This window comes from Bradyrhizobium sp. TM233, assembly GCF_036247965.1.
Classification (GTDB): Bacteria; Pseudomonadota; Alphaproteobacteria; order Rhizobiales; family Xanthobacteraceae; genus Bradyrhizobium; species Bradyrhizobium ottawaense.
On record NZ_BTIG01000005.1, the window covers coordinates 48,206 to 74,587 of the forward strand.

The window sequence follows — 26,382 nt, forward strand, 5'->3', positions numbered from 1 at the left end:
AGCCCTGCCGGACGGCAGGGCTCCTATCCTCACGATCACAAGACCGCTACTCGACCTTCAGGCCGGCGAACTCGACGACCTTCTTCCACTTCTCGGTCTCGGCCTTGATCTCCTCGCCGAACGCCTCGGGCGTCTGCGCCCGCGGCTCGCCGCCGAGCTCGACCAGACGCTTGGCCATGTCGGGCTCCTTGATCACCGCGTTGACCTCGGCGTTGAGCTTGGCGATGATTTCCTTCGGCGTGTTCTTCGGCGCACCCATGCCGAACAATGCGCTGGCCTCATAGCCCTTGACGGTGTCTGCGATCGGCTGCACGTCAGGAAGCTGCGGCGAGCGTTCCGTGGTGGTGACGCCGATGGCGCGGAGCGAGCCGGAGCGGATGTGCTGGATGATCGAGGGCATGTTGTCGAAGATCACCTGCACCTGGCCGGCGAGCATGTCGGTGATCGCGGGCGCCGCGCCGCGATAGGGCACGTGCTGCATCTTGCAGCCGGTCATGGCCATGAACATCTCGCCGGACAGATGCACCGAGGTGCCGTTGCCGGACGAGGCCATGTTGACCTTGCCGGGATTGGCCTTCACATATTCGATGAACTCGGCGACGTTCTTGGCCGGCACGTCCTTGTTGACGGTCATCACGTTCGGCACGCGCTGGAACGAGGCGACCGGCGCGATGTCGCGCACGAAGTTGAACTTCAGATTGGTGTAGAGCGAGGCGTTGATGTAGTTGGCCGGATTGACCAGCTGCAGCGTGTAGCCGTCGGCCTCGGCATTGACGACCGATTCGGTGGCGATATTGTTGCCGGCACCCGGCTTGTTCTCGATCACGAATTGCTGGCCGAGCTTTTCCGACAGGCGCTGGCCGATCAGCCGCGCCAGGATGTCGGTGGCCCCGCCCGGCGGATAGCCGACCACCCATTTCACCGGGCGGGCCGGATAATCGGCGGCAAGGGCCTTCGACAGCGGGGTGGCTGCAAGCGGACTGGCGGCGAGCAGGCCCAGCGCGGTACGGCGAGTGATCATCTCAAGGGTTCTCCCAACGTGTTGTTCTTGAAGCCAGATAGCTTGAAGCCGGCGTCCGCGAGGTTGTAACAAAGCTTGCCGCAGGCGCAAAGTGCGCGGGGCGCATCGCGACGAAAGGATAAGGCATGGTCGTCAAGGTCGAAGCCCTCGATCATCTCGTGATCAACGTCGCCGACGTCGCGGCCACCGCGGAGTGGTACGGCAGGATTCTCGGCATGGAAGTCAAGGTGTTCGACCCCGGCGGCGGCAAAGCGCCGCGGACTTCGCTGGTCTTTGGTAACCAGAAGATCAACGTCCGGCCGCGCGATGCCGACAAGGTGGAGTGGTTCACCGCGGACCACCAGACCGCCGGCAGCGAGGACCTCTGCTTCCTCACCTCTGCTTCGCCCGATGAGGTGGTGGCGCATTTGCAGGCACACGGCGTCGCGATCGAGGAAGGTCCGGTTCCCAAGCAGGGCGCGCGCGGCACGCTGCGCTCGGTCTATTGCCGGGATCCGGACGGCAGCCTGATCGAGATTTCGTCGTACGAAAACTAGGCTCGCCATTCCGGGGCGATGCGAAGCATCGAACCCGGAATGACGAATGAGAGAACGAGCACGCGGCCACTGCACAGCGCACACCGCCCCCGATTTGCTCGCCGCGCCGTCCGGTGGCAGGAAGACGCAATCATCAAAAGGCAGCCGCCATCAAGATGCAGGCTGCACGGGAGGAATCATGTCGCTTCAACAGACCCCAGCCGGGATCGTCGGCCCATTCGACGGGCTCGACGTGCCCTGGCTCTTGAGGATGCGTGCCGAGGTCCGGCGTGATCATCCGTTCCTGATCTGGGCGCCGTTCGATGCGCCGGCGCGGCACTGGAGCTATGGCGAATTTCACGAGCGGGTCGGCGCGCTCGCGGCGGGGCTGGCAAGGCGCGGCGTCAAGCCCGGCGAATATGTGCTCATTCATCTCGACAACTGCATCGAGGCGTTGCTGGCCTGGTTTGCCTGCGTCGAGCTCGGGGCCATCGCGGTCACCACCAACACGCGCTCGGCGCCGGCCGAGATCGCGTATTTCGCCGATCATTGCGGCGCGGTCGCCGCGATCACGCAGCCGGCCTATGCGGAGATCGTCGCGCAGAATTGCCGGAACATCAGCTGGATGGCGGTGACCTCGCACGATGCGGGGGCGGCGCCGGCGCTAGGCGTCTCGCGGGGCGACAGTTTTGAATCCCTGTTCGCCGACAGCGCCGACCGCCCCAGGCGCGCGGCCGATCCGCTGGCGCCGTGCAGCGTGCAGTACACCTCGGGCACGACCTCGCGGCCGAAGGCGGTGCTGTGGACCCACGCCAACGCACTGTGGGGCGCGAAGATCAACGCCGCGCACGAGGACCTGCACGCAAGCGACGTGCACCAGACCTATCTGCCGCTGTTCCACACCAATGCCCTCGCCTACTCCATGCTGGCGACGCTGTGGGTCGGCGCCACCTGCGTAATCCAGCCACGCTTCTCGGCGAGCCGGTTCTGGGGCGTCGCGCGCGAGCATGGCGCGACATGGACCTCGACGATTCCGTTCTGCATGAAAGCGCTGCTCGAGCAGGAGATACCGAAGGATCACAAATTCCGCCTGTGGGGCACTGCGATCAACGAGCCGCCGGCCTTCGCGGCGTTCGGCGTCAAGGTCATCGGCTGGTGGGGCATGACCGAGACCATCACCCACGGCATCGTCGGCGAGGTCGACCAGCCCAACTTCCCGATGTCGATCGGCCGCGCCGCACCGGAATATGAAATCCGCATCACCGCCGACGACGGCCGGCCGACCGAGATCGGCGGCACCGGCAATCTCGCGATCAAGGGCATCCCCGGCCTGTCGCTGTTCGCCGAATATCTGCACAACGAGAAAGCGACGCGCGAGAGTTTTGACGCGCACGGCTTCTTCCTCACCGGCGACCGCGTCGAGCGGCTCGCGAACGGCTACATCAAGTTCGGCGACCGCGCCAAGGACATGCTGAAGGTCGGCGGCGAGAACGTCGCGGCCTCCGAGATCGAGCAGGTGATCGCGCTGGTGCCGGGCGTGCGCGAGGCCGCGGTGGTGGCCAAATCGCATCCGATGCTGGACGAGGTGCCGGTGGTCTTCATCATCCCGCAAGGCGGCGTCGCCGGTGCTGCGCCAGATCTGCACGAACGCGTCATGACCGCCTGCCGCAACGGCCTCGCCGACTTCAAGCTGCCGCGCGAGATCAGGTTCGTCGACGACATGCCGCGCTCGACACTGGAGAAGGTGGCGAAGGCGGAGCTGCGGAAGATGGTGGGGTAATTTGTAGGGTGGGTTAGCCGAAGGCGTAACCCACCTCCTTGGTATCCGCGGAGATAGAAGTGGTGGGTTACGCTGCGCTAACCCACCCTACGGCACCGTCGTCAGAACGACCCCAGCGCCACCGGGCGGAACGCCTGCAGCAGCTGCTGATCGAGCTTGCCGCCCATGCCTTCCATCATCCCGAACGCACGGGAATGCGTGAAGGGCATGCGGTAGGCGCGTTTCTCGACCAGCGCGGCGTAGATGTCGACGATCGTCGTCAGACGCACGATGTCGCTGATCTGGTTCGACGACAGGCCGTTCGGATAGCCTGAGCCGTCGAGGAATTCGTGGTGATGCAGCACGACGTCGAGCATCTCCGGCGGGAAGCCGCCTTGGGCGGCGAGCGCGTCATAGCCGCGGCGCGGATGCTGGCGGACCTCGGCCATCTCCTCGTCGGTGAGCTTGCCGGGCTTGTCGAGCAGCGTGGAGGGAACGAAGGCCTTGCCGACATCGTGCAGCAGCGCGGCGCGGGTCAGGCGGCGCTGGTCGTCCTCGCACATGCCGAGATGCTGCGCGAAGGAGACGGCGAAGCCGGTGACGAACAGGCAGTGCCGGTAGCTGCCGACATGGTGGCAGCCCACCGTGGTGAGCCATTCACGCAGCGAGGAATGCTTGATCGCTTTCAGGATCTTGCTCTCGGCGGCGATCACGTCGTCGAAGGTCAGGGGCACGCCGAGCGGCAGCTTCTCGAACATCTTCGCCAGCACCGCGTGCGCCGCCTCGACGCCGCGGTTGAGCGTCTTGCCGCGGTCGGTCGCGTCATAGGCGGCGGTGTCCGGGAAGGCCGCGCGGATGCGCTGAAGGATGGCGTCGGCCTGGAGGGGCCGCGAGATCGTGTCGGTGGCGCCCAACGCCCAGGCCTGCATGGTGCCGTGATGCAGGGCATCGGCGAGCACGAACAGCCGCGGCATCGAACGATAGGCATCGCCGCGCAGCTTGTTGCGCACCCGCTGCACGCTCTCGGGCGAGCGCAGGTTGATGTCGACCACGAGGCCGGAGAGATCGCGCGAGGGCTGCTCGGGAATCCCCTGCGTCGTCACCGTCGAGACGTCGCCGACCGCCTTCAGGATGCTGGCGAGCTCGGTGCTCTCGTCGCTCCGGTCGGAGGCGAGCAGAAGCCGGCGTTTGGCGGCGGTTTTGGCTGAGGCGTTCATGACTTCCCCAAAGCACGGGACTGGATTTGGCGACAGCCTAAGCCGGATCAGGTTCTCCGGCCCTTAAGAGGCGTGCTCAATGGAACTTTGCGGAATTGGGTTCAATTTTACGGATGTGGGTTCCAGGAGGGGGAACTCTAAAATCGCGAAAACAACCCCATGCACAGTAGAGGGGCATTGATGGATAAGGGGAATTTCAGCCGCTCTCGCCCGCCCTCCGCTGTCGTCGCCCGGCTTGACCGGGCGACCCAGTACGCCGAGACGGCGCGGGCGGAACCGAGAGGCCGCGGCGTACTGGAGGCCCGCTTTCGCGGGCATGACACGGAGATTGGGAGACAGCCATCAAACAAATCCGCCGGAGGTTGCCCCCCCGGCGGATCGTCTCATTCAGCAATCACGCCCGGCCCTACGCCTTCATGCTCGCCTTCACGGCCTCCGCCGTGATCGGCAGTGCCCGCACGCGGGCGCCGCTGGCGTTGAAGATGGCGTTGCCGATGGCAGGGGCGACCACCGTCACCGCGGGCTCGCCGACGCCGGTGGCCTTCTCGCCATTGGCGATCACGGCGATCGCGACCTCGGGCATCTGGCTCATGCGCAAGGGCCGGTAGCTGTCGAAATTGGTCTGCTCGATGCCACCGTCCTTCAGCGTCGCCTTCTCGTACATCGCCAGCGACAGGCCCCACAGCGCCGCGCCCTCGACCTGGGCACGGATGTTGTCGGGATGCACCTGCGTGCCGACGTCGGTCGCGACCGTGAGCTTCTTCACGGTGACCGCGCCCGACGGCGCCACCGCGACATGGGCGACGCACGCCGTCCAGCTCGCAGTCGCGCGCTCCTGCGACGAGACGCAGGCGACCCCCATGCCCTCACCTTTCGGCAAAGGCCTGGTGCCGTAACCCGACAATCCCATCGCGGCGAGCAGCGTGTTGCGCAGCCGCTGCGCGCCGCCATCGTTCTTGCCGGCACCATCGAGCAGCGAGATCCGGAACTGGGCGGGATCCTTGCCCGTGGCGGCCGCGATCTCGTCGATCATGCTTTCGACCGCCCAGAAGGTCCAGCCCGGCGCCACCGAGCGGAGCTGGCCGGACGGCGTGGCGTTGTGCGCGAGCTCGTTCTTGATCGCGCGCACGTAGTGGTTGGGCACGGTGTAGAAGAAGTCCGCTCCATTGACCGTGAAGCTGTCGAGCGGGCCCTTCTTGTCGACCGAGGGCGTGAGGAAATCGGGGATTCCCCAGCGCGCGGTCGGCCAGGCCGAGACGACGTCGTGGCTGAGCGCGACGAGCTTGCCGTCGCCGTCCACGCCGGCCTTGACCTTTTGATAGGTGAGCGGCCGCGAGAAATCCATCGTCATGTCGTTCTCGCGCGAGTAGATCACCTTGACCGGCTTGCCGACCGCCTTCGCCGCCTGCACCGCCGGAATCATCATGTCGGCATCGAGCCTGCGGCCAAAGCCGCCGCCGAGCCAATGCTGATGCATCACGACGAATTTCGGATCGATCCCGGCTGCACCCGCAGCGATCGCGCCGGAGCGCGTCGCGAACTGGTTGCCGGAATAGATGTGCAGGATGTCGCCCTTGAACTCCGCTGTGGCGTTCATAGGCTCCAGCGGCGCGTGGATGTTGATGCTGGTGGTGTACTCGGCCTCGACCACCTTGGCCGCCGAGCCGAAGGCAGCAACGGGATCGCCGTCCTTGACGAAGAACTGGCCGGAATCCTCCAAGCCCTGCAGCCGCTTGGCCTCGTCGAGCAGCGACTGGCTCGACAGCTTTGCGTTCGGACCGCCGTCATAGGCGATCTTCAGCGCGTCCGCCGCCTTGCGCGCGTTGGCATAGGTGCTGGCCACCGCGACGACCCAGCCGGAGGTGGTTCCGGTCTTGTCGTCGAGGATGACGGCCTTCATGAAGCCGGGCACCTTCTTGGCTTCGCTGTCATCAACCGACTTCACCGTGGCGCCGAAGCGCACCGGCGGGGTCACCACCTTGCCGTAGGCCATGCCCGGCAGCATCACGTCGATGCCGTACTTGGCCGTGCCGTTGGTCTTGGAGGGGATGTCGAGCTGCGGCACCGAGACGCCGATCATGGTGTATTGATCCGGCGTCTTCAGCTGGATCGCCTTGAGCTCGTCCGGCGTGAAGGTTTTCGTCGCCTTGCCGCTCTTGACGATTTCGGCAAACGACATCTGCTTCTTGGACTTCGGATGCGAGACGATGGAATCGCGCACCACGAGCTGGTCCTTGAAATAGGGGGGCAGGCCCATGGCTGCGGCGGCGGCTTCCGTCAGCGCGATGCGGCCGGCGGCGCCTGCCCGGCTCATCGCCTCGAAGTTCATCATGGTCGACCAGCTGCCGCCGGTGATCTGCGCGCCCAAAACGGGATCGTTGAACTTCGGGTCGTTGGAGGCGAGCTGCACGCGCATATCGCTCCATTTCGCGCCCAATTCCTCGCAGACGATCTGCGCCATGGTGGAGGCGATGTGCTGGCCCATGTCGGCCTTGCCGCAGGTCACGGTGACGAGACCTTCCGGCGAGATCGCATACCAGACGCTCGGCTCGAAATTGGCGGGCGCCGCGGCCGATGCGGAATCGATGCCGGGCACGCCGGCATACCCGAGCACGAGGCCGCTTGCTGCGGTGCCGACGAGGAAGGAGCGGCGGCTGAGATCGGTCGTCGCGGCAGTGACGTTCTTCACATGCTCGTTCATGTGGGCCTCCGCTCGTTGCCGGAGGCGGACGCGGTGCGCATCTCGGATGCGGCACGCATGATCGCCTTCTGGATCCGCGAATAGGTCATGCAGCGGCAGAGATTGCCGTCCATATGCGCCACGACCTCTTCCTTGGTCGGATTGGGATTCTTCGACAGCAGCGAGGCCGCCTGCATGATCTGCCCGGACTGGCAATAGCCGCATTGCGGCACCTGCTCGGCGACCCACGCCTTCTGCAAGGGATGATCGCCCTTGGTGGAGAGGCCTTCGATGGTGGTGATCTTCTTGCCGGCGACATCGCCGACCATGGTCTGGCACGAGCGCACGGCTTCGCCGTTGACGTGCACGGTGCAGGCCCCGCACAACCCGGCGCCGCAGCCGAACTTGGTGCCGGTCATCTGCAATTGCTCGCGGATTGCCCAGAGGAGCGGCGTGTCGTTCGCCGCATCCACGGACAGACTCCGCCCGTTGATGGTGAGAGTTGGCATAGGCGTCTTCCCCTGCCGGTGCATGAAGCCGCTTACGGCGGCAACTTGAATGGCGGACGCCCACCGGGCCGGCGCCAGCCTTGGCGGCGAGAATGATCGGGTTCGGTTGCCGTGGCAAATGCAATTTGGAAACGATCAAATCTATCTTGACAGCTCAGTGTTGTGCGCTGCGAGAACGGGGCCGATGCAGCGACTGGACGCAAACGGAGAGCGCCGGTCATGCATGCCATCGCGTTCGAGTAGTTTCCTCCAAGTAACCATGCGGGCTAGGATGAGCGACGAAGCAGCTTCGTAGGGTGAGCAAAGGCGCGCTCTTCGCGCCGTGCCCACCATCTCTCCACGTATGCAACAGAAGTGGTGGGCACGCTTCGCTTTGCCCACTCTGCGAACTGCAATCAAAAGAAGGGGCGGGAACATGCCGAAGATCGATCGCGACGGCGTCAATATCTACTACGAAGTTCATGGCGACGGTCCGCCGCTGCTGCTCACCCACGGTTATTCCTCGACGTCGGCGATGTGGCAAGGTCAGGTCGATGCGCTCGCAAAAGACCACAAGCTGATCTTGTGGGACATGCGCGGCCACGGCCAGTCCGACTATCCCGACGATCCCAGCGCTTACAGCGAAGCGCTCACGGTCGGCGACATGGCTGCGATCCTCGATGCGGTCGGCGCGGAACGCGCGATCATCGGTGGCCTCTCGCTTGGTGGCTACATGTCGCTCGCGTTCTATCGGACCCATCCAGAGCGCGCCCGCGCGCTACTGATCATCGACACCGGCCCCGGCTTCAAGAAGGACGACGCCCGCGAGGCCTGGAATGCGCGCGCACTGGCCACTGCGGACAGGCTCGACCGCGAAGGCCTCGAAGTCTTGAAATCGGCAACACGCGAACGCGCAACCGCCAGCCACCACAACGCCAGGGGATTGGCGCTCGCCGCACGCGGCATGCTGACCCAGCGCGACGCGCGCGTGATCGAGCTGCTGCCCGACATCAAGGTGCCCTGCCTGATCGTGGTCGGCGCCGACGACACCCCGTTCCTCGCCGCGACCAACTACATGGCGGCAAAAATCCCCGGCGCACAAAAGGTCGTGATCCCCGCGGCCGGCCACGCCGTCAACATCGATCAGCCCAAGGCTTTTGTTGACGCCGTCGCGCCTTTCCTGAAGAACTTGCCGGCATAGGCAATCAGGGACGCAAGACCATGATGCGAGCGATCTTCGCGGTGGGCGCAATCGCGGCGCTGCTGTCGTCGGCGGCGCAGGCCGAGCCATTCGGAGCGGTGCCGCCGCGCCAGCCCTTCGTCACGACCTTGTCGAACAACACGCCGCTCGCCTTCGGCATGGACGCCGAGCAGACCGCCCGTGCCCTCGGGCAGCCGCTGCAATATGTGCGGGGGCGGCCCGGCAACGAGATCTATCTCGCGCTGCGCAACATCGGCGGCAGCGGCTTGATCCCCTACCGCCACCGCCTGTTCCTGCAATTCCGTCACGGACGGCTGGCAGGATGGAAGGAGGATTACGGCGAGAACTGGATGTGGGAGTGAGGGATGCCGCTCACGGCCTCAGGCCACGGCGCATGACGAGCGGAGATTTACGCTGAAGTTTCGGCTTCGTCATGGCCGGGCATGACGAGATTGTGGAACGAGCGAATTTCCGCATCGACGACCAACCAAGAAGGACAACCCGCGTGGGACAAGACATCAAGCTGACGGCGTCCGACAACTTCCAGTTCGGCGCCTATCGCGCCGACCCCAGTGGCACGCCGAAGGGCGCGGTGGTGGTGATCCAGGAGATCTTTGGCGTCAATCACCACATCCGCTCGGTCTGCGACCGCCTCGCCGGGGAAGGCTACGTCGCGATCGCGCCGTCGATCTTCGACCGCACCACGCCGGGCTTCCAGTCGGGCTATTCGCCCGATGAGATCGCCGAAGCGCGCAAGTTCGTCGCCAGCCCCGATTGGGCCGCGATGCTGCGCGACACCCAGGCCGCAATCGATGCGGTGAAGAGCGTGGGTCCGGTCGGCATCATCGGCTTTTGCCTGGGGGGCAGCATCGCCTTTGTCGCGGCGACGCGGCTATCGGGATTGAAGGCTGCGATCGGCTATTACGGCGGCGCGGTCGTGCGCTTCGCCGAGGAGACGCCGAAGGTGCCGACGCAACTGCATTTCGGCGAGAAGGACGCGGGCATCCCGCTGACCGACGTCGAGACCATCAAGTCGAAGCGGCCGGAGGTGGAGGTGTTCGTCTATCCCGGCGCACAGCACGGCTTCCATTGCGACGAACGCGCCAGCTACGACAAGACCAGCGCCGACATCGCCTGGCCGCGCAGCATGGCCTTCTTCGCGGCGCATTTGAAATAGGGCGCGTCTCTTTCGTCTGTCATTCCGGGGCGACGCGTCAGCATCGAACCCGGAATCCATCGGGCGTCAGCGATGGTGGCGCGATGGATTCCGGGCTCGCGCTATCGCGCGCCCCGGAATGACAAGAGGAGAGAGTTGCGCCATCTCGAAGCAGGAATCGGGTGGCCGCATCCCGGCGCGCGGCGATAGAGCTGGCTGGTCAAGCCAACTCACGCCGGAGCTCGCCATGCAACAGGCCATCACGCACCTCGTCATTCGCAATCCGTTCGGAACCATGGATGTTCCCGCGCCCGATGATTCCGAAGTGATGGATTATGCCGCGACGGCCACGCTGCCCGGCGATGCCGCGGACGGCAATGCGGCGGCGTGGGCAGCGATCGCCGCGCCATCCGATCCGCTCGAAGGCATCTGGGCGAGCCGCTGGAATGGCGGCGCCGATCCGACCATTGCCGGCGATACGCCGGACAAGTGGAAGGAAGGGCGCGCGGAAATGCGCATCGCGGGCAGCCGGATCTATCTGCGCTTCGACTGGGACAACGGCCGCCGCCACGGCCTGATCGAGGCCGCGCGCGACGGCGCGGATCGGCTGGTCGGAAAATACATCAACCTGACCACGCCAGCGATCACGCGGCCATGGATCGGACACGTGGTCGACACGATGCGGATCGACGGATGTTTTCCGGACGGACGGCTGGATTTCAGACGGTGAGCTAGAACCAGCGCTCGCCGACAAACACGGTGTCGCCGGGGCTCAAGGGGGTGCCGAGCGGCACCACGGCGCGCATGGAGCCGCCGTTCTCGGTGTGCGTGATGGTGACCACGTCGCGCTTGGCACGGGGCGAGAAGCCGCCGGCGATCGCGACGGCGCTCTCGACCGTCATGTTCGGCACGTAAGGATATTGGCCGGGCGCCGTGACTTCGCCGAGGATGAAGAACGGGCGATAGGCCTCGATCTCGACGGCGACCGAGGGCTCGCGGATATAGCCATTGCGCAGGCGCGCGGCGATTTCACCGGCGAGTCCCGCTGGGGTGCGGCCGCGGGCCGGCACGCCACCGATCAGCGGCATGGTGATGGAGCCGCCGGCATCGATGGCGTAGCTGTTGGTGAGGCCTTCCTGGCCGTAGACCACGACGCGCAGCTTGTCGCCGGCATCGAGATGATAGGAGGAGTCGTAGCGGACGGGAGCCGCCATCGGCGCGGCGTAGCCGACCGGCATGGGCGCGGGCGAAGAGGCAAAGGAATTGCGCAGCGCGCCGATGGCGCCGCCGCCGTCAGCGACGACGACCGGCTGCGGCGCACTGTAGGGCTGGCCATAGGCCATGGAATCGAGATCCGCGCGCGGCTGCATCACCGCGACGGGGCCGGCGGTCTGCATGCAGCCGCCAAGGGCAAGCGCGGCGGACGCTGCCAGGGACGCTGCCAAGATCGACCATCGAAACGCGCGTGCAACCGGCACCGGACCAATCCCTCGAAACGAGACGGCTTAAGTGATGCACCGGTTATGGTTAATAAAGCGTTGAGCGGGGGGGGGGTGCGCTGCGGGCGCGGTGCGCGCCCTCTCCCGCTTGCGGGAGAGGGCGGGGGAGAGGGTGTCTCCACAACGGGACAATCCCCCAGAGGAAAGAGCCCTCACCCGCATTGCATCTGCGATGCAATGCGACCTCTCCCGCAAGCGGGAGAGGTGCACCACCTTCGTGGCTGGCTTACGCGCTCACACCGACGCCGATCGGGCAGGACACGCCGGTGCCGCCGAGGCCGCAATAGCCGGCGGGGTTCTTCGCCAGATATTGCTGATGATAGTCCTCGGCGAAATAGAATTCGCCGGCCGGCGCGATCTCGGTGGTGATGGCACCGAGGCCCTTGGCTGCGAGCGCCTTCTGATAGAGCGCCTTCGACTCGTCGGCCGCCTTCTTCTGCGCATCTGAATAGGTGTAGATCGCGCTTCGGTACTGCGTGCCGACATCGTTGCCCTGACGCATGCCCTGCGTCGGGTTGTGGCTCTCCCAGAACGTCTTCAGGAGCTTCCCGTAAGACACCTTCTTCGGATCGAACACGACCAGCACAACTTCGGTGTGACCGGTGCGGCCCGAGCAGGTCTCTTCATAGGTGGGGTTCGGCGTGTGGCCGCCGGCGTAGCCCACGGCCGTCGCATAGATGCCGTCGCCGAGCTCCCAGAACTTGCGCTCGGCGCCCCAGAAGCAGCCCAGCCCGAACACGGCCTGCTCGAGGCCGGCGGGATAAGGCGGCTGCAGCTTCGCGCCGTTGACGAAATGGATGGTCGCGGTCGGAATGGCTTGCGCACGGCCCGGCAGCGCCTCAGTTGCGCTCGGCAATGCGGTGGTCTTGCGCATGAACAGCATGATTGCATCTCCGCGGACGAGCTGTCGTCGCCCGAGCCAGATACTCAGGCGGCGTGCTCGCGATCAGGTGGGAATATAGGGATCTACGCTGGCGTGGGCAGCCTTGTTACGCCGCACGCCTCGTGAGCGCTCAATCCGGGGAATTGAGGATCAATCCCGGCGGGAATTGAAAGATCAATCCCGGGAATAGCCGATCAGCGGTTTCCGCGGACGGAACAGGAGCATCAGCAGGATGCCGAGAATGCCGAGGACGGCGAACACCGGCTGATCCAGCAGCAGGCGGATCACCGAGGTCCAGAGCCAGGGCGCCTTGGCCTCGACCCAGGTGCGGAAAGCCGACTGGCTGGCCTGGTTGATGTCGTTCCAGAACTGGCCGAACCGGGTGAACCGCAGGGTCTGGTCGGCCACCCAGCGGGCGCCGTCATAGACCATGAAGATGAACCCGCCGGCGAGCAGCAACAGCCCAATCAGTCGGAAAAAGCCGCGGATCATGCCTCACCTTATATGGTCGTCCGATCGGAGGAGCTGACAAAACGCCGCCAGCCAATAGCCGGGAGACGGCAGAAATTCAACCTCTTCAGGGCGTTACGATGCCCCCTGGAGGGCCCCAAGGCCGCTTTTCCGGCCTGGAAAGCGTTGACGGTGCCGAAGACCCTCTCTATAAGGGCGCCAACTGGCGGCGGGCGCAATCCTGCCGCCGCTGTTCTTTGAGCAGTTGCAGGCTCCTTGAGCTTAGAGCTCCTTGAGGCCTCATGTTCCGGGGACAGCCCAGCAACCGAACACCCTAAATCCGAGCGTCGATTACGCGGTCAAGCAAGCCGGCGCTACCCGACCAAGACGCGACCGGTACCCGCAAAGGACATTGAGACCATGGCCAATACCACTTCCGCCAAGAAAGCGACGCGCAAGATCGCCCGCCGCACCGCCGTCAACAAGTCGCGCCGCACCCAGATGCGCGGTGCCGTGCGTAACGTCGAAGAAGCCATCGCGACCGGCGACCGCGCCGCTGCCGTGAAGGCGCTGGCGAATGCCGAGCCCGCCTTGATGCGCGCCGCCCAGCGCAACATCATTCACAAGAACAACGCCAGCCGCAAAGTCTCGCGGCTCACCGCGCAGATCGCCAAGCTCGCCAAGTAACGAGCCAGGTAACGGCGAACCAATCGGTCGGCGATCCGATCGAACATCGCACGCGTCAAACAGCCCGGCATCGCGCCGGGCTTTTTTGTTGCCCGTCATATTCACGCAAGCGGTCACGCCACAGTCGACCATCGATCGGAAGGTTTGTACTGCCTGCGCTATTCTTCGTTCCGTAGTTCTACCTGCCGATGTCTTGCAACAGTGGAAACTTTCACCGCGTTGCAAAAACCCCTGTGCTGCCGGGCTAAGATGAATTCGCGCACGCAAGAGTTCTGCACACCGTAGATTCACCGGAACGCGCGCGGCGGTGGAGTTACCCTGTGAAACGAGACTCAAAAAACGATGTCTCGCTAATCACTTATCGACATAGCGACCGCAAGCATTTGGAAAATTCGCCAGCGCGTCCGATGCGTGACGAATTTGTAAAAATTTTTTGGCGGTGACTGAGAATTGTCACATGATGCCCGGCATTCTCGATTCTGTGCACGAATCCAAAAACTTGCTTCCGAGCCTGTGAACAACTCGCGCGCGGCGTTAACCGAGGTCAAGTTTTTTGACGCCTCAAGTGTGAATCAATTTCGTTGCGAGTCTTTCCGCATAGTGTATTCCTTAAGTCGTCAGCGGCGCCCACGATCTTCAGACCAGCGCGGTTTAGGAAACGGGGCGAGCGTGCAAATCGGCGGCGATGTGCACGTAGGCGACGCTTCAAAAAGCGATTGTCGGATCAAAAACCCATAGCAATATGGGAAGGGTAGCTCTTTGCCTGAATGTCTCCAAGCGGGATCTTGCGTATCCCGCACGCATGAGGCGCACAGGCATCGCAAAGCCACCCCGACACAAGCGACGGCGAAGCCGAGCGGACGACACGTATAGACGGGCGGGACATTCGCGACTGGAGCGTTTCAGGAGCGGCTGTCTTTCACACGCAGGACCTTGTCGTGAGCAATCACGGCGGGACGGGGAGGTATCATGTCCTACGGATTCAACGCGGTATTGACACAAGTTCCATCGTTCACCGATGCCGTCTCCGATCCGTCCAGCGTTCAGCCTCCGACATGCGAGGGCGCGTCGAGTACGCGCTGACCTCGCGAACTCTCCATCTCCGACATCGCTGATCTGACCCGCGGCGCATTCGCCGAACGGTCGAGCTGTGCCTGACGATGGACTCGCTTGAGGTCGCGCCATGACCAGGGAACCCCTGCATGGCGCTCACAACGCAACCTTATCTCTCAAGAGAAGTTTTTTGACGATGACAATGGAACAGGATCGCTGGTCACGCGTGAAGGGTCGGCTGCGCTCGACCGTTGGCGAAGACGTTTACACGAGCTGGTTTGCGCGCATGGATCTGGAAGGCGTGCAGGATGAGAGCGTGCGCCTCTCGGTGCCGACCCGGTTCCTGAAGAGCTGGATTCAGGCCCATTATGCCGAGCGCGTGCTGTCGTGCTGGCAGGCCGAGATGCCGGAAGTGCATCGCATCGACCTCACGGTGCGTTCGGCCGTGCGCCCGGTCGTGCAGCCGAAGGAAGCCCCCGCGCCAATCGAGACGCGACGCACGCCCACACCGGAGCTGCGCTCGACCGCGACCGCGCCGGTCTCGGCCAATCATGACGCGCTCGGCGGCTCGCCGCTCGATCCGCGCCTGACTTTCGCGAGCTTCGTGGTCGGCCGTTCCAACACGCTGGCGCATGCGGCCGCGCGTCAGGTCGCCGAGGGCCGCCGCGGCGATCCTGTGATGTTCAATCCGCTCTACATCCATGCTGGTGTCGGCCTCGGCAAGACGCATCTGCTCCAGGCGGTGACCTGGGCCGGCAATTCCGGCAACGAGCGCAAGGTGCTGTACCTCACGGCAGAAAAATTCATGTACGGCTTCGTCGCCGCGCTGAAGACGCAGACGGCGCTGGCGTTCAAGGAAGCGCTGCGCGGCATCGACGTGCTGGTGATCGACGATCTCCAGTTCCTGCAGGGCAAGTCGACGCAAGCCGAGTTCTGTCACACGCTGAACGCGCTGATCGATGCCGGCCGCCAGGTCGTGATCGCGGCCGACCGTCCGCCGTCCGATCTCGAAAGTCTCGATGACCGCGTCCGCTCGCGGCTCGCCGGCGGCCTCGTGGTCGAGATGGGCTCGCTCGGGGAAGAGCTGCGCCACGGCATCCTCAAGTCGCGCGTCGCCGCGGCCCGCGCCCATCACGCGACCTTCGAGGTGCCGGAGGAGGTGCTGCATTATCTGGCGCGCACCATCACCCATAACGGCCGCGACCTCGAAGGCGCGATCAACCGCCTGCTGGCGCACTCGAAGCTCAACAACCGGCCGGTGACGCTGGAGATGGCCGAGCACGAGGTGCGCGACCTGGTTCGGCCGCAGGAGCCCAAGCGGATCAAGATCGAGGACATCCAGCGCGTGGTGGCGCGGCAGTATAATGTCAGCCGCTCCGACCTGCTCTCCTCGCGCCGCACCGCCAACGTGGTGCGCCCGCGCCAGGTGGCGATGTATCTCGCCAAGACGCTGACCCTGCGCTCGCTCCCCGAGATCGGCCGCCGCTTCGGCGGGCGCGACCACACCACGGTGCTGCACGCCGTGCGCAAGATCGAGGCCCTGGTCTCCAAGGACACCGCACTGTCCGAGGAAGTGGAGTCGCTGAAGCGCCAGCTTCAGGAATAAACGCCTAGACCTCCCGCCATTCTGCCGCCGCCCCGGCCATGCCTGGGCGGCGGCTCCGTTTTTGCCTGTAAATCGTGGGGAACTGCCCGGCAATCCCTTGAAACGGATGGTTTTCCGCGCCACCTTGCGCGACCCTGACGGCTTTGGTCATATCGGCTGGATGATCCGGCTTTCCGGGGTCTTCGGTGCCGTGGCGCGCGTCCCGCCGCCCGGCTTTTCCAACGTTGTGTTTCCTTGGGGATCGGGCGAGTAGTGCAATGAAGGTTACGGTCGAACGCGCGCAACTCCTGAAGTCGCTGGGCCATGTCCACCGCGTGGTCGAGCGGCGCAACACGATTCCGATCCTCGGCAACGTGCTGGTCCGCGCCGAGAACGCAAAGCTGTCGCTGAAGGCGACCGACCTCGACCTCGAGGTGACGGAGACGCTGCCGGCGGAAACCGCGACCGCGGGCTCCACCACCGTGCCGGCGCACATGTTCTACGACATCGTGCGCAAGCTGCCTGATGGTTCGCAGATCGTGCTCGAGGCCGACGGCGACCGCGCCGTGCTGGCGATCCGCGCCGGCCGCTCGCGCTTCACGCTGCAGACCCTGCCGGAGAATGATTTCCCGGATCTGGCCGCCGGCGACATGTCGCACTCGTTCTCGCTCGCCGCCAAGGACGTCAAGCGGCTGATCGACCGCACCCAGTTCGCGATCTCCACCGAGGAGACCCGCTATTACCTCAACGGCATCTACCTGCACGCCGCCGGCACGCCCAAGGCCGCCACCCTGCGCGGCGTCGCCACCGACGGTCACCGCCTCGCCCAGCTCGACCTGGTGCAGCCCAAGGGCGCCGAGGGCATGCCCGGCGTGATCGTGCCGCGCAAGACCGTCGGCGAGGTGCAGCGCCTGATCGAGGATACCGACGCCGAGATGACGATCGAGCTGTCGCAGGCCAAGATCCGCTTTACGATCGGTAACGTCGTGCTGACCTCGAAACTGATCGACGGCACCTTCCCCGACTACGGCCGCGTCATTCCGCAGGGCAACGACAAGGAGCTCGTGGTCGACAAGAAGGACTTCGAGAACGCCGTCGACCGCGTCTCGACGATCTCCAGCGAGCGCGGCCGGGCGGTGAAGCTGTCGCTGTCGCCGGGCAAGCTGGTGTTGTCGGTAACCAATCCGGATTCCGGCAGCGCGACCGAAGAGCTGGAGGTCGAATACGCCTCCGACGCCCTCGATATCGGCTTCAACTCCCGCTATTTGCTCGACATCGCCGCCCAGATCGAAGGCGACGTCGCAACGCTCCGGCTCGCCGATCCCGGCTCCCCGACCCTGGTGCAAGACCGCGACGACAAGAGCGCGCTGTATGTGCTGATGCCGATGCGGGTGTGAGACTTACCGGCATCCATACCTGTCACTACATCGTCATGGCCGGGCTCGTCCCGGCCATCCACGTCTTCGGAGCAAAGAACGTGGATGCCCGGCACAAGGCCGGGCATGACGGAAAACGGACCTCATGACCCCCTCCCGCATTCATCGCCTGACGCTGACGCATTTTCGCAATTATCGGGCGGCGGGGCTCGAGACGGCGGCTGACATGGTGGCGCTGGTCGGGCCGAACGGGGCGGGCAAGACCAATTGCATCGAGGCGATCTCGTTTCTGTCGCCGGGCCGGGGCTTGCGGCGGGCGACGCTGGAAGACGTCGCCGACAACCAGGGCGACGGGTCCTGGGCCGTCTCCGCGCAGGTCGAGGGCGCACTGGGGCTGGCCACGCTCGGCACCGGCATTGATGCGCCGCGCGCTGACGCCGCCGTAAGCCGGCGCTGCCGCATCGACCGCGAGCCGGTGGGGTCGGCGGCCGCCTTCGGCGACCATATCCGCATGGTGTGGCTGACGCCGGCGATGGACGGGCTGTTCATGGGCGCAGGCTCGGAGCGACGGCGCTTCTTCGACCGCCTGGTGCTGGCGATCGACAATGAGCATTCCAGCCGCATCAACGCGCTGGAACGCTCCTTGCGCTCGCGCAACCGCCTGCTCGAAACCCGCAATTACGACGACCATTGGTGCGACGCGATCGAGCGCGAGACCGCGGAGCTTGCGGTCGCGGTCGCGGCAACACGTGGCCAGACCGCGGCAAGGCTCACCGGCATGCTGAATGCGCGCGCGCAGGCCTCCGCCTTTCCCTCGGCGCAGATCGCGCTCGACGGCTGGATGGAGAACGCGCTGCTGACCGAGACGGCGACGTCGGTCGAGGACCGCTACCGCCAGATCCTGCGCGACAACCGTCCGCGCGATGCCATCGCCGGCCGCACCACCGACGGCCCGCATCTCACCGATCTGCAGGTGATCTATGCGCCGAAAAGCATGCCGGCGCGCGATGCGTCCACGGGCGAGCAGAAAGCGCTGCTGATCGGTCTGGTGCTGGCGCATGCGAGCCTGGTCGCCGAGATGACCGGCATCGTGCCGCTGCTGCTGCTCGACGAGGTCGTCGCCCATCTCGATCCGAACCGACGCGCCGCGCTGTTCGACGAGCTGCGCAAGCTCGGCGCGCAGGTGTGGCTGACCGGCGCGGACCCGGCGGCCTTCGCCGAGATCGGCGCTGGAGGCGAAGTCTTCGACGTCGAGAGCGGACAGGTCTCGTCGCGACGCTAGGCCTCCGGGTTGAACCCGCTCTGTTCCATCAGCGACTAGCTGTCTGAAGCGGCGCCGACGGTGTCGCCGTTGTGCAATCGCGCGGTATTTCCCACGCGCGCGATGCTTGGAGCGTAGCATGACGACGGTAAGGCATGGGGCAAGAGCTCCTGCGCGATGGCAACTTCTTGCGTGCGGCCTCGCTCTGCTCGCGAGCTGCCTGCTCGCCGCAAGCGCCGGGGCCTTGGTATCGAATTTGTCGCCATTGTTCTCGGTCGCGCTCACACCGGATCCGGATGCGCGGCTGCCCGCGCCGACCCGCTACAGCTATCGAGGGACCCACACCACCGTGATGCCCGGCGTCGAAGCCCCGCTCCGCACCAGGCTCGAAACCACCGTGCCTGCAGAGCTCGGCGACGTCCTCAGCTTCTATCGCACGGAGCTCGGAAAACTCGGCTGGCAGGAACAGCCCGATGGCGCGGTGATCGCAACCGATCACGCCCAGCTCGCTTTCGCCTCCCCGCTGGGGCCGGCCGCACTGCAGCTCGCCCGCAAGGACAGCAGCACCTCGATTCATCTCGTGCAGAAGAACGCCGATGCGGCGACCCGGGCCAATATCATGCCCGAACCCGGCCAGGCCAAACTGGTGTTCAGCAATATCAGCGGGAGGGACGCGGCGCTCACGATCAACGCACGAACCGTCAAACGCGCCGCCGGCGCCAATGCGGTATCGCTGGATCTGGCGCCCGGCAAGTATTCCTACGAACTGACCCTACCGGACCATTCGGCTACCACGAACGTCCTCAACCTTGCCGCCGGCGATACCTGGGAGCTCACGATCGGGCGCGACGGCGACGCCTGGCCGCCGCTCCAGCTGTACTGAGCAGCAATATCGAGGCCTGCGCGATCTTTGAACCTGACGGGTTCCTGCCGCGACTTCTCGTCAGAGGCCGCGCCGGCGGTGTCGCAGCCTGCAATTGCGCGCGAGCCGATGCGCCGCGCCACGCCCCTGGAGAAGTGACGATGTCGAGGATGACGCGCGGGACGCAGGTCCCGGCACGCTGGCGGCTGCTTGCATGCGGCTTCTTCCTGATGGCGAGCTGCGGGGTCGCGGCGGCCGCCGACGCAGGTATCGTCGACGTCCACGCGCTGCCGCAGCTCGAGGGCGCGGTGGAGGACACCTCGCGCCCCGACCCCTACCGCGTCGAATATCGCGTGCCGACGCCGCAAGCCGTGACGTCGCAGGCGGTGCGAAAACTCCTGAGCACCGAGGGCTGGGTGCCCTATGTGCTGCCGCTGGAAGAGAAGAGCACCACGTTGAAATTCAAGAAGGGGCGGCAGGGCCTGTCCGTTCACTTCACGCAAGCGCTCGGCCGGCCCGATCAATCCGTGGTGTATTACACGACCGACCGGATCTATTCGAACGTGCCATTCCCCGACGGCGCGAGCGACCTCGTGTTCGACGGCACCAGGCCCTATCTCGGCTGCATCGCGCCCGGCGCGCTCGATGCCACCTCGGATTTCTACACCAGCCAGATGGAGGCGATCGGCTGGCGCAAGCTCTCGGCGGAAACGGCTGCGCGCTGGACCAATGCCAGCCTCGACGAGACCGTTCCGAACGGCGTGCGCGCGTTCTACGACCATCCCGAGGGCGACACGACGCAGTTCTACAAGCAGAAGCCGGTGATGCTGACGCTGACGCGACGCGACGACGGCCGGACCAATGTCGACATCCGGATCGCGCCCTTCGTGGCGCCCGCCGACCTCAATGCCGATAGCGACGTCGCCGGCCTGCCGCGACCGAACCCGACCAAGTCGGCCAGAGGCCTCGGCAGCGCAAGCTCCAACAAGCGCGAGATGAGCGCCGCCGCAATGGCGGAGCTGCCCGCCGTGCTCGCCTTCTATCATCGCGAATTCGCCGCGCGCGGCTGGCAGGAAGACGGCAGCGCGCCGCTCGCTCCCGGCGACGACGTCGCGCTCAAGATCTCCAACGCCGAGGAAACCGGCGTGCTGCGGCTCGGCCGCAAATACGACTTCACCATGGTCAATCTGACCGCGCAGCTGAAGGAATCCGCGCTGGCCGCCCGCGCCAAGGCGAAGAAGGAAGCCGACGAGAAGTTCATGAGGGACGCCGAGGCGATGGCCAAGCAGGTCATCGCCGCCGACGAAGCGAGGCGAAAGGTGCAGGCGGCCGCCCTGTCCGACGCGCCGCTCAATACGCTCGCCGACAGCAAGACGCCGGTGCCGCTGCCCGAGACCGCCGAAGGCGTGAAGTTCGAAGGCAATGACGGCCATCTCGAATTCTCCTCCACCTCGAGCGTCAAGGCGCTCACCGCCTTCTATCGCGCGTCACTCAAGCCCGCAGGCTGGAAGGAGCAGCCCTCCGTCATCAACCAGCCCAACATGGCGATGATGGAATTCTCCAAGAGCGGCAAGTCGATCTCGATGACCGTGATGCAGATGGGCCCGAAGGTGAATGTCCGCGCCGACGGATCGGGGCTGGTGATGGCCGCCGCGAAGCCGATGGCCACCACGGAAGTGCAGGCCAAATCCTCCGAGCCGCTCAAGCCCGACCCTGAATCCCAACTCCCCGTGCCGACGCAGCGGTCGTCGACCTCGCTCGCCACCACCAAAATGCCGGGTAGCGAGACGCCGTTCCGCCGCGAGCTGGCAGCCAGCATCCCGGCCCCGCTCGGCGATGTCCTGGCCTTCTACCGGGCCGAGCTTTCCAAGCTCGGCTGGCAGGAAAAGGCCGACGGCGCCACCGTGTCCGCCGAACGCGCACAGATCGACTTCACCTCGCCGCAAGGCCCGGCCGTGCTTAAGCTCGGCCGCGCCAAGGGCGAGACCACGGTCAGCCTGGCGCAGAAGAATCCGGATGCCGCTGTTAAGGCCGACATCATGCCGAAGCCCGGCCAGGCCAGGCTGATGCTTGGCAATATCGGGGCGAAGGAAGCCTCGCTGACGATCAACAAGCAGACGGTGAAGATCGCCGCCGGCGCCGGCGGTCCGCAATCGCCCAAAGGCCCGATGCTCGACCTGCCGCCGGGCACCTACCAGTACGCCCTGCGCATGCCCGGGCGCCCGGCCCACACCGAAACCCTCACCGTCGCCGCAGGCGATGCCTGGGGCCTGATGGTGGGTCCGACCGGCGAAGTGCTGCCGTTGCAGATGTACTGATCCACCGGGCCCCTGATGCCGGGAACGAACATGACGACGATAAAGCCTGTGATGCGAGGTCCGGCACGCTGGTTGCTGCCGCTGTGCGGTCTCGCCCTCCTCGCGGGCGGCCTGATCGCCGCAAGTGCCGGCGGATGGATGCCGCATCTATCACCGCACACTTCGGCTGCACTCACGCCGGCGGATCCCGACGCCGACATGCCAGTGCCGAAGCAACACAGCTCCTCCAGCTCCAACACCACCCATGTGACCGGCATCGAAATCCCGCTGCGGGTCGGACTCGAAGCCCATGTGCAGGCCCCGCTCACTGCTGTGCTCGCCTTCTACCGCACGGAGCTCGCAAAGCGCGGCTGGCAGGAAAAGCCTGACGGCACTGTGGTTGCCGCCGATCACGCTCAGCTCGCCTTCGTCTCCCCGAAGGGCCCGGCAACATTGAAACTTGGCCGTGCGAAGGACGAGACCATTGTCGAGCTGGTGCAGCGGAATACGGAGGCTGTGGCCAAGGCCAATTTCCTGCCGATGCCAGGACGAGCGCGGCTGATCTTCGGCTATCTTGCGCCCGGCGTGGCTTCGCTCGCGATCAACGATCAGACCATCAAGATCGCGGGCGGCGAAAATCACCCACAAACGCTGGATCTGCCGCCCGGCACGTATTCCTACCAGCTGGTCGTGTCGGGCCATACGTTGCGCACCAATACCATCACCGTGGCCGCAGGCGAGACCTGGTCCCTCCAGTTGGGTGACGACGACAGGAAGCCGGATCAGATCTACTGACCCCACAGACCTGTTCCCGGGCGCCACAGCACGTCGGAGCAGGTCGCTGCGACCCCGCAAAATCCACGCCTTTGAAGGCTAGAAAAGGGGTCTCGAATCGGGCTTTTCGCGAGCCCCGGAATCGGCCTTCGAACACCTTGAAAACCGGCCCAAAAACCCCATTTAGTCAAAGGGTTGCTGGAAGATACTTTGCGCTAGGCGCAATCTCTCTTTCATGGCACAAATAGCTCGCAAATCAGCGCCTTTTGCGCGGCTGATTCGGGCGACATCTCGAAGGCCTCTCATGACAGAACCTGCTCGGCAGACACCTGCCGAAAACGAGCCCTCCAATCCGAGCGATTACGGCGCGGAATCGATCCGCGTGCTCAAGGGTCTCGATGCCGTTCGCAAGCGCCCGGGCATGTATATCGGCGACACCGACGACGGCTCGGGCCTGCACCACATGGTCTACGAGGTCGTCGACAACGCGATCGACGAAGCGCTGGCGGGCCACGCCACGCGCGTCGATGTCGTGCTCAATGCCGACAATTCCGTCACCGTGCGCGACGACGGCCGGGGCATTCCCGTCGACATCCACAAGGGCGAAGGCATCTCGGCGGCCGAGGTCATCATGACCCAGCTCCATGCCGGCGGAAAGTTCGACCAGAACTCCTACAAGGTCTCCGGCGGCCTGCACGGCGTCGGCGTCTCCGTGGTCAACGCGCTGTCGAGCAAGCTGGGTTTGCGGATCTGGCGCGACAACAAGGAGCATTACATCGAGTTCGCCCATGGCGATGCCGTCGCACCGCTCAGAATGGTCGGCGATGCGCCGGGCAAGCGCGGCACCGAGGTGACGTTCCTCGCTTCGGGCGAGACCTTCAAGAACATCGAATATGATTTCGCCACGCTGGAGCATCGCCTGCGCGAGCTCGCCTTCCTCAATTCCGGCGTCAACATCGCCCTCTCCGACATGCGTCACGCGGTCGAGAAGCGCGAGGAGATGCACTATTCCGGCGGCGTCGAGGAATTCGTCAAATATCTCGACCGCAACAAGAAGGCGATCGTGCCGGCGCCGATCATGGTGCGCGCGGAAGCCAACGGCATCGGCGTCGAGGCCGCTTTGTGGTGGAACGACAGCTACCATGAGAACGTGCTGTGCTTCACCAACAACATCCCGCAGCGGGACGGCGGCACCCATCTGGCCGGTTTCCGCGGCGCGCTGACGCGCCAGGTCAACGGCTATGCCGAGGCCAATGCGAAAAAGGAAAAGATCGCGCTGACCGGCGACGACTGCCGTGAAGGCCTCACCGCCGTGCTGTCGGTGAAGGTGCCCGATCCGAAATTCTCGTCGCAGACCAAGGACAAGCTGGTGTCCTCGGAAGTGCGTCCCGTGGTCGAGAACGTGCTCAACGAGGCGCTCCAGGCCTGGTTCGAGGAGCATCCCACCGAAGCCAAGATGATCGTCGGCAAGGTGATCCAGGCGGCCGCAGCCCGCGAAGCTGCGCGAAAGGCGCGCGAGCTGACGCGCAAGAGCCCGCTCTCGGTGTCCTCGCTGCCCGGCAAGCTCGCCGACTGCCAGGAAAAGGATCCGGCCAAGTCCGAACTCTTCATCGTCGAGGGTGACTCGGCAGGCGGCAGCGCCAAGCAGGGCCGCAACCGCGAATTCCAGGCGGTGCTGCCGCTGCGCGGCAAGATCCTCAACGTCGAACGCGTCCGTCCCGACAAGATGCTAGGAAGCGAGCAGATCGGCACGCTGATCACCGCGCTCGGCACCGGTATCAGCGACGAGTTCTCGATCGAGAAGCTGCGCTATCACAAGATCATCGTGATGACGGACGCCGACGTCGACGGCGCTCACATCCGTACGCTGCTGCTCACCTTCTTCTACCGGCAGATGCGCGACATCATCGACGGCGGCTATCTCTACATCGCCCAGCCGCCGCTCTATAAGGTCTCCAGAGGCAAATCCGAGCAGTATCTGAAGGACGAGCGGGCGCTGGAGGATTATTTGATCGAGACCGGCCTCGATGATTGCATATTCACGCCCGGCACCGGCGGCGACCGCAGCGGCCGTGACCTGCGCGGACTGGTCGACGACGCCCGAGTCGTTCGCAGCATCCTGCGCAATCTGCACACCCGCTACAACCGCAAGGTCGTCGAGCAGGCCGCCATCACCGGCGTGCTGAACAAGGACATCTACGGCGATCCCGACAAGGCCGCCCAGGCCGCCCAATACATCGCCGGACGGCTGGACAAGCAGGCCGAGGATGTCGAACGCGGATGGGTCGGCCACTACGTGGAAGGCCAGGGCTTCCAGTTCGAGCGCACTGTGCGCGGGGTCAAGGACGTCGCGATCATTGACTCCGCGTTCCTGGGCTCGGCCGAGGCCCGCAAGCTCGACGAGTTTACGCCCAAGCTGCAGGATGTTTATGCCCGCCCCGGCAACCTGCGGCGCAAGGACGTCGAGCACACGGTCCACGGTCCGGTTGATCTGTTCGAAGCGGTCACCGACGCCGGCCGCAAGGGCATCACCTTGCAGCGCTACAAAGGTCTCGGCGAGATGAACCCGGAGCAGCTCTGGGAGACAACGCTGGATACCAATGCGCGCTCGCTGCTGCAGGTGAAGGTCAAGGAGGTCGACGAGGCCGACGACATCTTCACCAAGCTGATGGGCGACGTGGTCGAGCCGCGCCGTGACTTCATCCAGGAACATTCGCTGAGCGCGACGATCGATATCTGAGGTCCGCGTTTGCCTTGGGTTTGATCTGGTGGCCAAGCACTCGCTGCAACCTCTCCCGCTTGCGGGGGAAGTCGACGCGAAGCGTCGGGTGGGGGCTTTCTCCTCTTGGGGATTGTCCCGTTGTGGCGACACCCTCTCCCCAGCACTCCCCCGCACGCAGGGGAGGGAGCGCACCACCTTCGCGGCAACGCCACCCCCTGAACCTCCCCACCCGCCATTGCGACGAAGTGGCATGATCCCGCAAGGCCAGTTCCGGCCGGGAAGTGTCGTGCCATGACCGCCTCCACAGCGACCAGTTCCGCCCTCCCCTCCCGCCGCCTCGGGGTGATCGGCAGCATCGTCGGCGTGCTGGCGCTGATCGCGGCCGTGCTGCCGCATTGGGTCATACCTGCGATCTACCCGCCGCCGCCGGCGGACAAGGTGATTGTCGACACCGGCCATCGCCTGAAGGATCGCCTGATCGCGCGCGTCAAGGGCGTCGAGTACCAGGCCCCGCCGCGGGAGAAGTCGACGGGGAGCCAATTGAGGGAGGCGTCCTCGATCGCGGCGATCTCACTCGGCCTGCTTGCCATCCTGCTCTCGGTCCTCGCCCTCGTGTTTCGCGAAGAGAGGCTCCTGGCAGGCGTCGCGGCCGCGCTTGGGGCCGGCGCCATTGCCGTCGAAATCTCCTTCCTGGCGATGGGCGTGTTGATGCTGATCGTCATCCTTTATGTGGTGGCCAATATCATCGGCTTGTTCTAAACGCCGGATACAGCGGGCCTATTCAGGCCAACGCGCGGCCTTCCGCCGCGACAAGTGCAGAATTGCTACCCTGCCCAATTCTCGGTAGTTTCCGCTCCCGAAGCAGCCCGCCCCAACGCAACAGGACGGAGAAAACC

22 protein-coding genes are annotated in these 26,382 nt (G+C 65.1%); 15 read left to right on the forward strand and 7 right to left on the reverse strand.

Annotated features, from left to right (window positions below):
- Window positions 1–46 precede the first annotated feature (46 nt).
- The gene (locus AABA86_RS14025) at window positions 47–1,021 is read right to left on the reverse strand and encodes a Bug family tripartite tricarboxylate transporter substrate binding protein (RefSeq protein ID WP_038970653.1); all 975 of its coding nucleotides are present in this window, start codon (window positions 1,019–1,021) and stop codon (window positions 47–49) included.
- Window positions 1,022–1,146: 125 nt separating this feature from the next.
- Here AABA86_RS14025 and AABA86_RS14030 point away from each other — a divergent pair, with 125 nt between their 5' ends.
- Complete coding sequence (locus AABA86_RS14030) at window positions 1,147–1,557, forward strand: VOC family protein (RefSeq protein WP_338307236.1); 411 nt, start codon at window positions 1,147–1,149, stop codon at window positions 1,555–1,557.
- Between the two features lie 178 nt (window positions 1,558–1,735).
- Complete coding sequence (locus AABA86_RS14035; RefSeq protein ID WP_338307237.1) at window positions 1,736–3,316, forward strand: AMP-binding protein; 1,581 nt, start codon at window positions 1,736–1,738, stop codon at window positions 3,314–3,316.
- Window positions 3,317–3,417: 101 nt separating this feature from the next.
- Here the strand turns inward: AABA86_RS14035 and AABA86_RS14040 are convergent, their stop codons facing one another.
- The 3 genes from AABA86_RS14040 to AABA86_RS14050 form a co-directional block, all read right to left on the reverse strand.
- Window positions 3,418–4,512, reverse strand: a complete 1,095-nt coding sequence (locus tag AABA86_RS14040) for an HD-GYP domain-containing protein (protein ID WP_338307238.1) — start codon at window positions 4,510–4,512, stop codon at window positions 3,418–3,420.
- Window positions 4,513–4,918: 406 nt separating this feature from the next.
- Window positions 4,919–7,213 (reverse strand): xanthine dehydrogenase family protein molybdopterin-binding subunit, encoded by a 2,295-nt coding sequence (locus AABA86_RS14045; protein ID WP_212243597.1) that lies wholly within the window; start codon window positions 7,211–7,213, stop codon window positions 4,919–4,921.
- Window positions 7,210–7,701, reverse strand: coding sequence for a (2Fe-2S)-binding protein (locus tag AABA86_RS14050; RefSeq protein WP_338307239.1), 492 nt, complete (start codon window positions 7,699–7,701; stop codon window positions 7,210–7,212). Before AABA86_RS14050 ends, AABA86_RS14045 begins: the two co-directional genes overlap by 4 nt.
- Before the next feature lie 415 nt (window positions 7,702–8,116).
- Between AABA86_RS14050 and AABA86_RS14055 the strand changes: the two genes are divergently transcribed.
- From AABA86_RS14055 to AABA86_RS14070, 4 genes are all read left to right on the forward strand, one after another.
- The gene (locus AABA86_RS14055; RefSeq protein ID WP_338307240.1) at window positions 8,117–8,881 is read left to right on the forward strand and encodes an alpha/beta fold hydrolase; all 765 of its coding nucleotides are present in this window, start codon (window positions 8,117–8,119) and stop codon (window positions 8,879–8,881) included.
- A 20-nt stretch (window positions 8,882–8,901) separates the two neighbouring features.
- The gene (locus AABA86_RS14060) at window positions 8,902–9,243 is read left to right on the forward strand and encodes a hypothetical protein (RefSeq protein ID WP_338307241.1); all 342 of its coding nucleotides are present in this window, start codon (window positions 8,902–8,904) and stop codon (window positions 9,241–9,243) included.
- Between the two features lie 143 nt (window positions 9,244–9,386).
- On the forward strand, window positions 9,387–10,058 hold the full coding sequence (locus AABA86_RS14065; RefSeq protein ID WP_212243590.1) for a dienelactone hydrolase family protein: 672 nt from the start codon (window positions 9,387–9,389) through the stop codon (window positions 10,056–10,058).
- A 226-nt stretch (window positions 10,059–10,284) separates the two neighbouring features.
- The gene (locus AABA86_RS14070) at window positions 10,285–10,767 is read left to right on the forward strand and encodes a hypothetical protein (RefSeq protein WP_338307242.1); all 483 of its coding nucleotides are present in this window, start codon (window positions 10,285–10,287) and stop codon (window positions 10,765–10,767) included.
- Between the two features lies 1 nt (window position 10,768).
- Here AABA86_RS14070 and AABA86_RS14075 read toward each other — a convergent pair whose 3' ends face one another.
- From AABA86_RS14075 to AABA86_RS14085, 3 genes are all read right to left on the reverse strand, one after another.
- Window positions 10,769–11,515: a polysaccharide biosynthesis/export family protein gene (locus tag AABA86_RS14075; RefSeq protein WP_212243588.1), complete on the reverse strand. Its 747-nt coding sequence runs from the start codon at window positions 11,513–11,515 to the stop codon at window positions 10,769–10,771.
- Window positions 11,516–11,762: 247 nt separating this feature from the next.
- Complete coding sequence (gene msrA, locus AABA86_RS14080) at window positions 11,763–12,419, reverse strand: peptide-methionine (S)-S-oxide reductase MsrA (RefSeq protein WP_212243585.1); 657 nt, start codon at window positions 12,417–12,419, stop codon at window positions 11,763–11,765.
- Between the two features lie 174 nt (window positions 12,420–12,593).
- On the reverse strand, window positions 12,594–12,911 hold the full coding sequence (locus AABA86_RS14085) for a hypothetical protein (protein WP_338307243.1): 318 nt from the start codon (window positions 12,909–12,911) through the stop codon (window positions 12,594–12,596).
- 378 nt (window positions 12,912–13,289) lie between these two features.
- Between AABA86_RS14085 and rpsT the strand changes: the two genes are divergently transcribed.
- The 9 genes from rpsT to AABA86_RS14130 all read left to right on the forward strand — a co-directional run bounded on the left by rpsT (window position 13,290) and on the right by AABA86_RS14130 (window position 26,245).
- Complete coding sequence (gene rpsT, locus AABA86_RS14090) at window positions 13,290–13,556, forward strand: 30S ribosomal protein S20 (RefSeq protein WP_018319466.1); 267 nt, start codon at window positions 13,290–13,292, stop codon at window positions 13,554–13,556.
- A 1,249-nt stretch (window positions 13,557–14,805) separates the two neighbouring features.
- A complete protein-coding gene (dnaA, locus tag AABA86_RS14095; protein ID WP_212243580.1) occupies window positions 14,806–16,215 on the forward strand; it encodes a chromosomal replication initiator protein DnaA in 1,410 nt (469 codons plus the stop codon).
- 257 nt (window positions 16,216–16,472) lie between these two features.
- Complete coding sequence (gene dnaN / locus AABA86_RS14100) at window positions 16,473–17,591, forward strand: DNA polymerase III subunit beta (protein ID WP_018319464.1); 1,119 nt, start codon at window positions 16,473–16,475, stop codon at window positions 17,589–17,591.
- Window positions 17,592–17,715: 124 nt separating this feature from the next.
- Window positions 17,716–18,852, forward strand: coding sequence for a DNA replication/repair protein RecF (gene recF, locus AABA86_RS14105; protein ID WP_212243578.1), 1,137 nt, complete (start codon window positions 17,716–17,718; stop codon window positions 18,850–18,852).
- Between the two features lie 118 nt (window positions 18,853–18,970).
- Window positions 18,971–19,714 (forward strand): hypothetical protein, encoded by a 744-nt coding sequence (locus tag AABA86_RS14110; protein ID WP_212243575.1) that lies wholly within the window; start codon window positions 18,971–18,973, stop codon window positions 19,712–19,714.
- A gap of 140 nt (window positions 19,715–19,854) precedes the next feature.
- Entirely contained in the window at window positions 19,855–22,011 is a 2,157-nt protein-coding gene (locus tag AABA86_RS14115) for a hypothetical protein (protein WP_338307244.1), read from the forward strand.
- A 15-nt stretch (window positions 22,012–22,026) separates the two neighbouring features.
- Window positions 22,027–22,785 carry a hypothetical protein gene (locus AABA86_RS14120; RefSeq protein ID WP_445083466.1) on the forward strand — a complete coding sequence of 253 codons (759 nt, stop codon included), beginning with the start codon at window positions 22,027–22,029 and terminating at the stop codon, window positions 22,783–22,785.
- A gap of 283 nt (window positions 22,786–23,068) precedes the next feature.
- Complete coding sequence (gene gyrB, locus AABA86_RS14125; protein WP_338307245.1) at window positions 23,069–25,504, forward strand: DNA topoisomerase (ATP-hydrolyzing) subunit B; 2,436 nt, start codon at window positions 23,069–23,071, stop codon at window positions 25,502–25,504.
- 273 nt (window positions 25,505–25,777) lie between these two features.
- Complete coding sequence (locus AABA86_RS14130; protein WP_212243568.1) at window positions 25,778–26,245, forward strand: hypothetical protein; 468 nt, start codon at window positions 25,778–25,780, stop codon at window positions 26,243–26,245.
- Window positions 26,246–26,382: the final 137 nt, after the last annotated feature.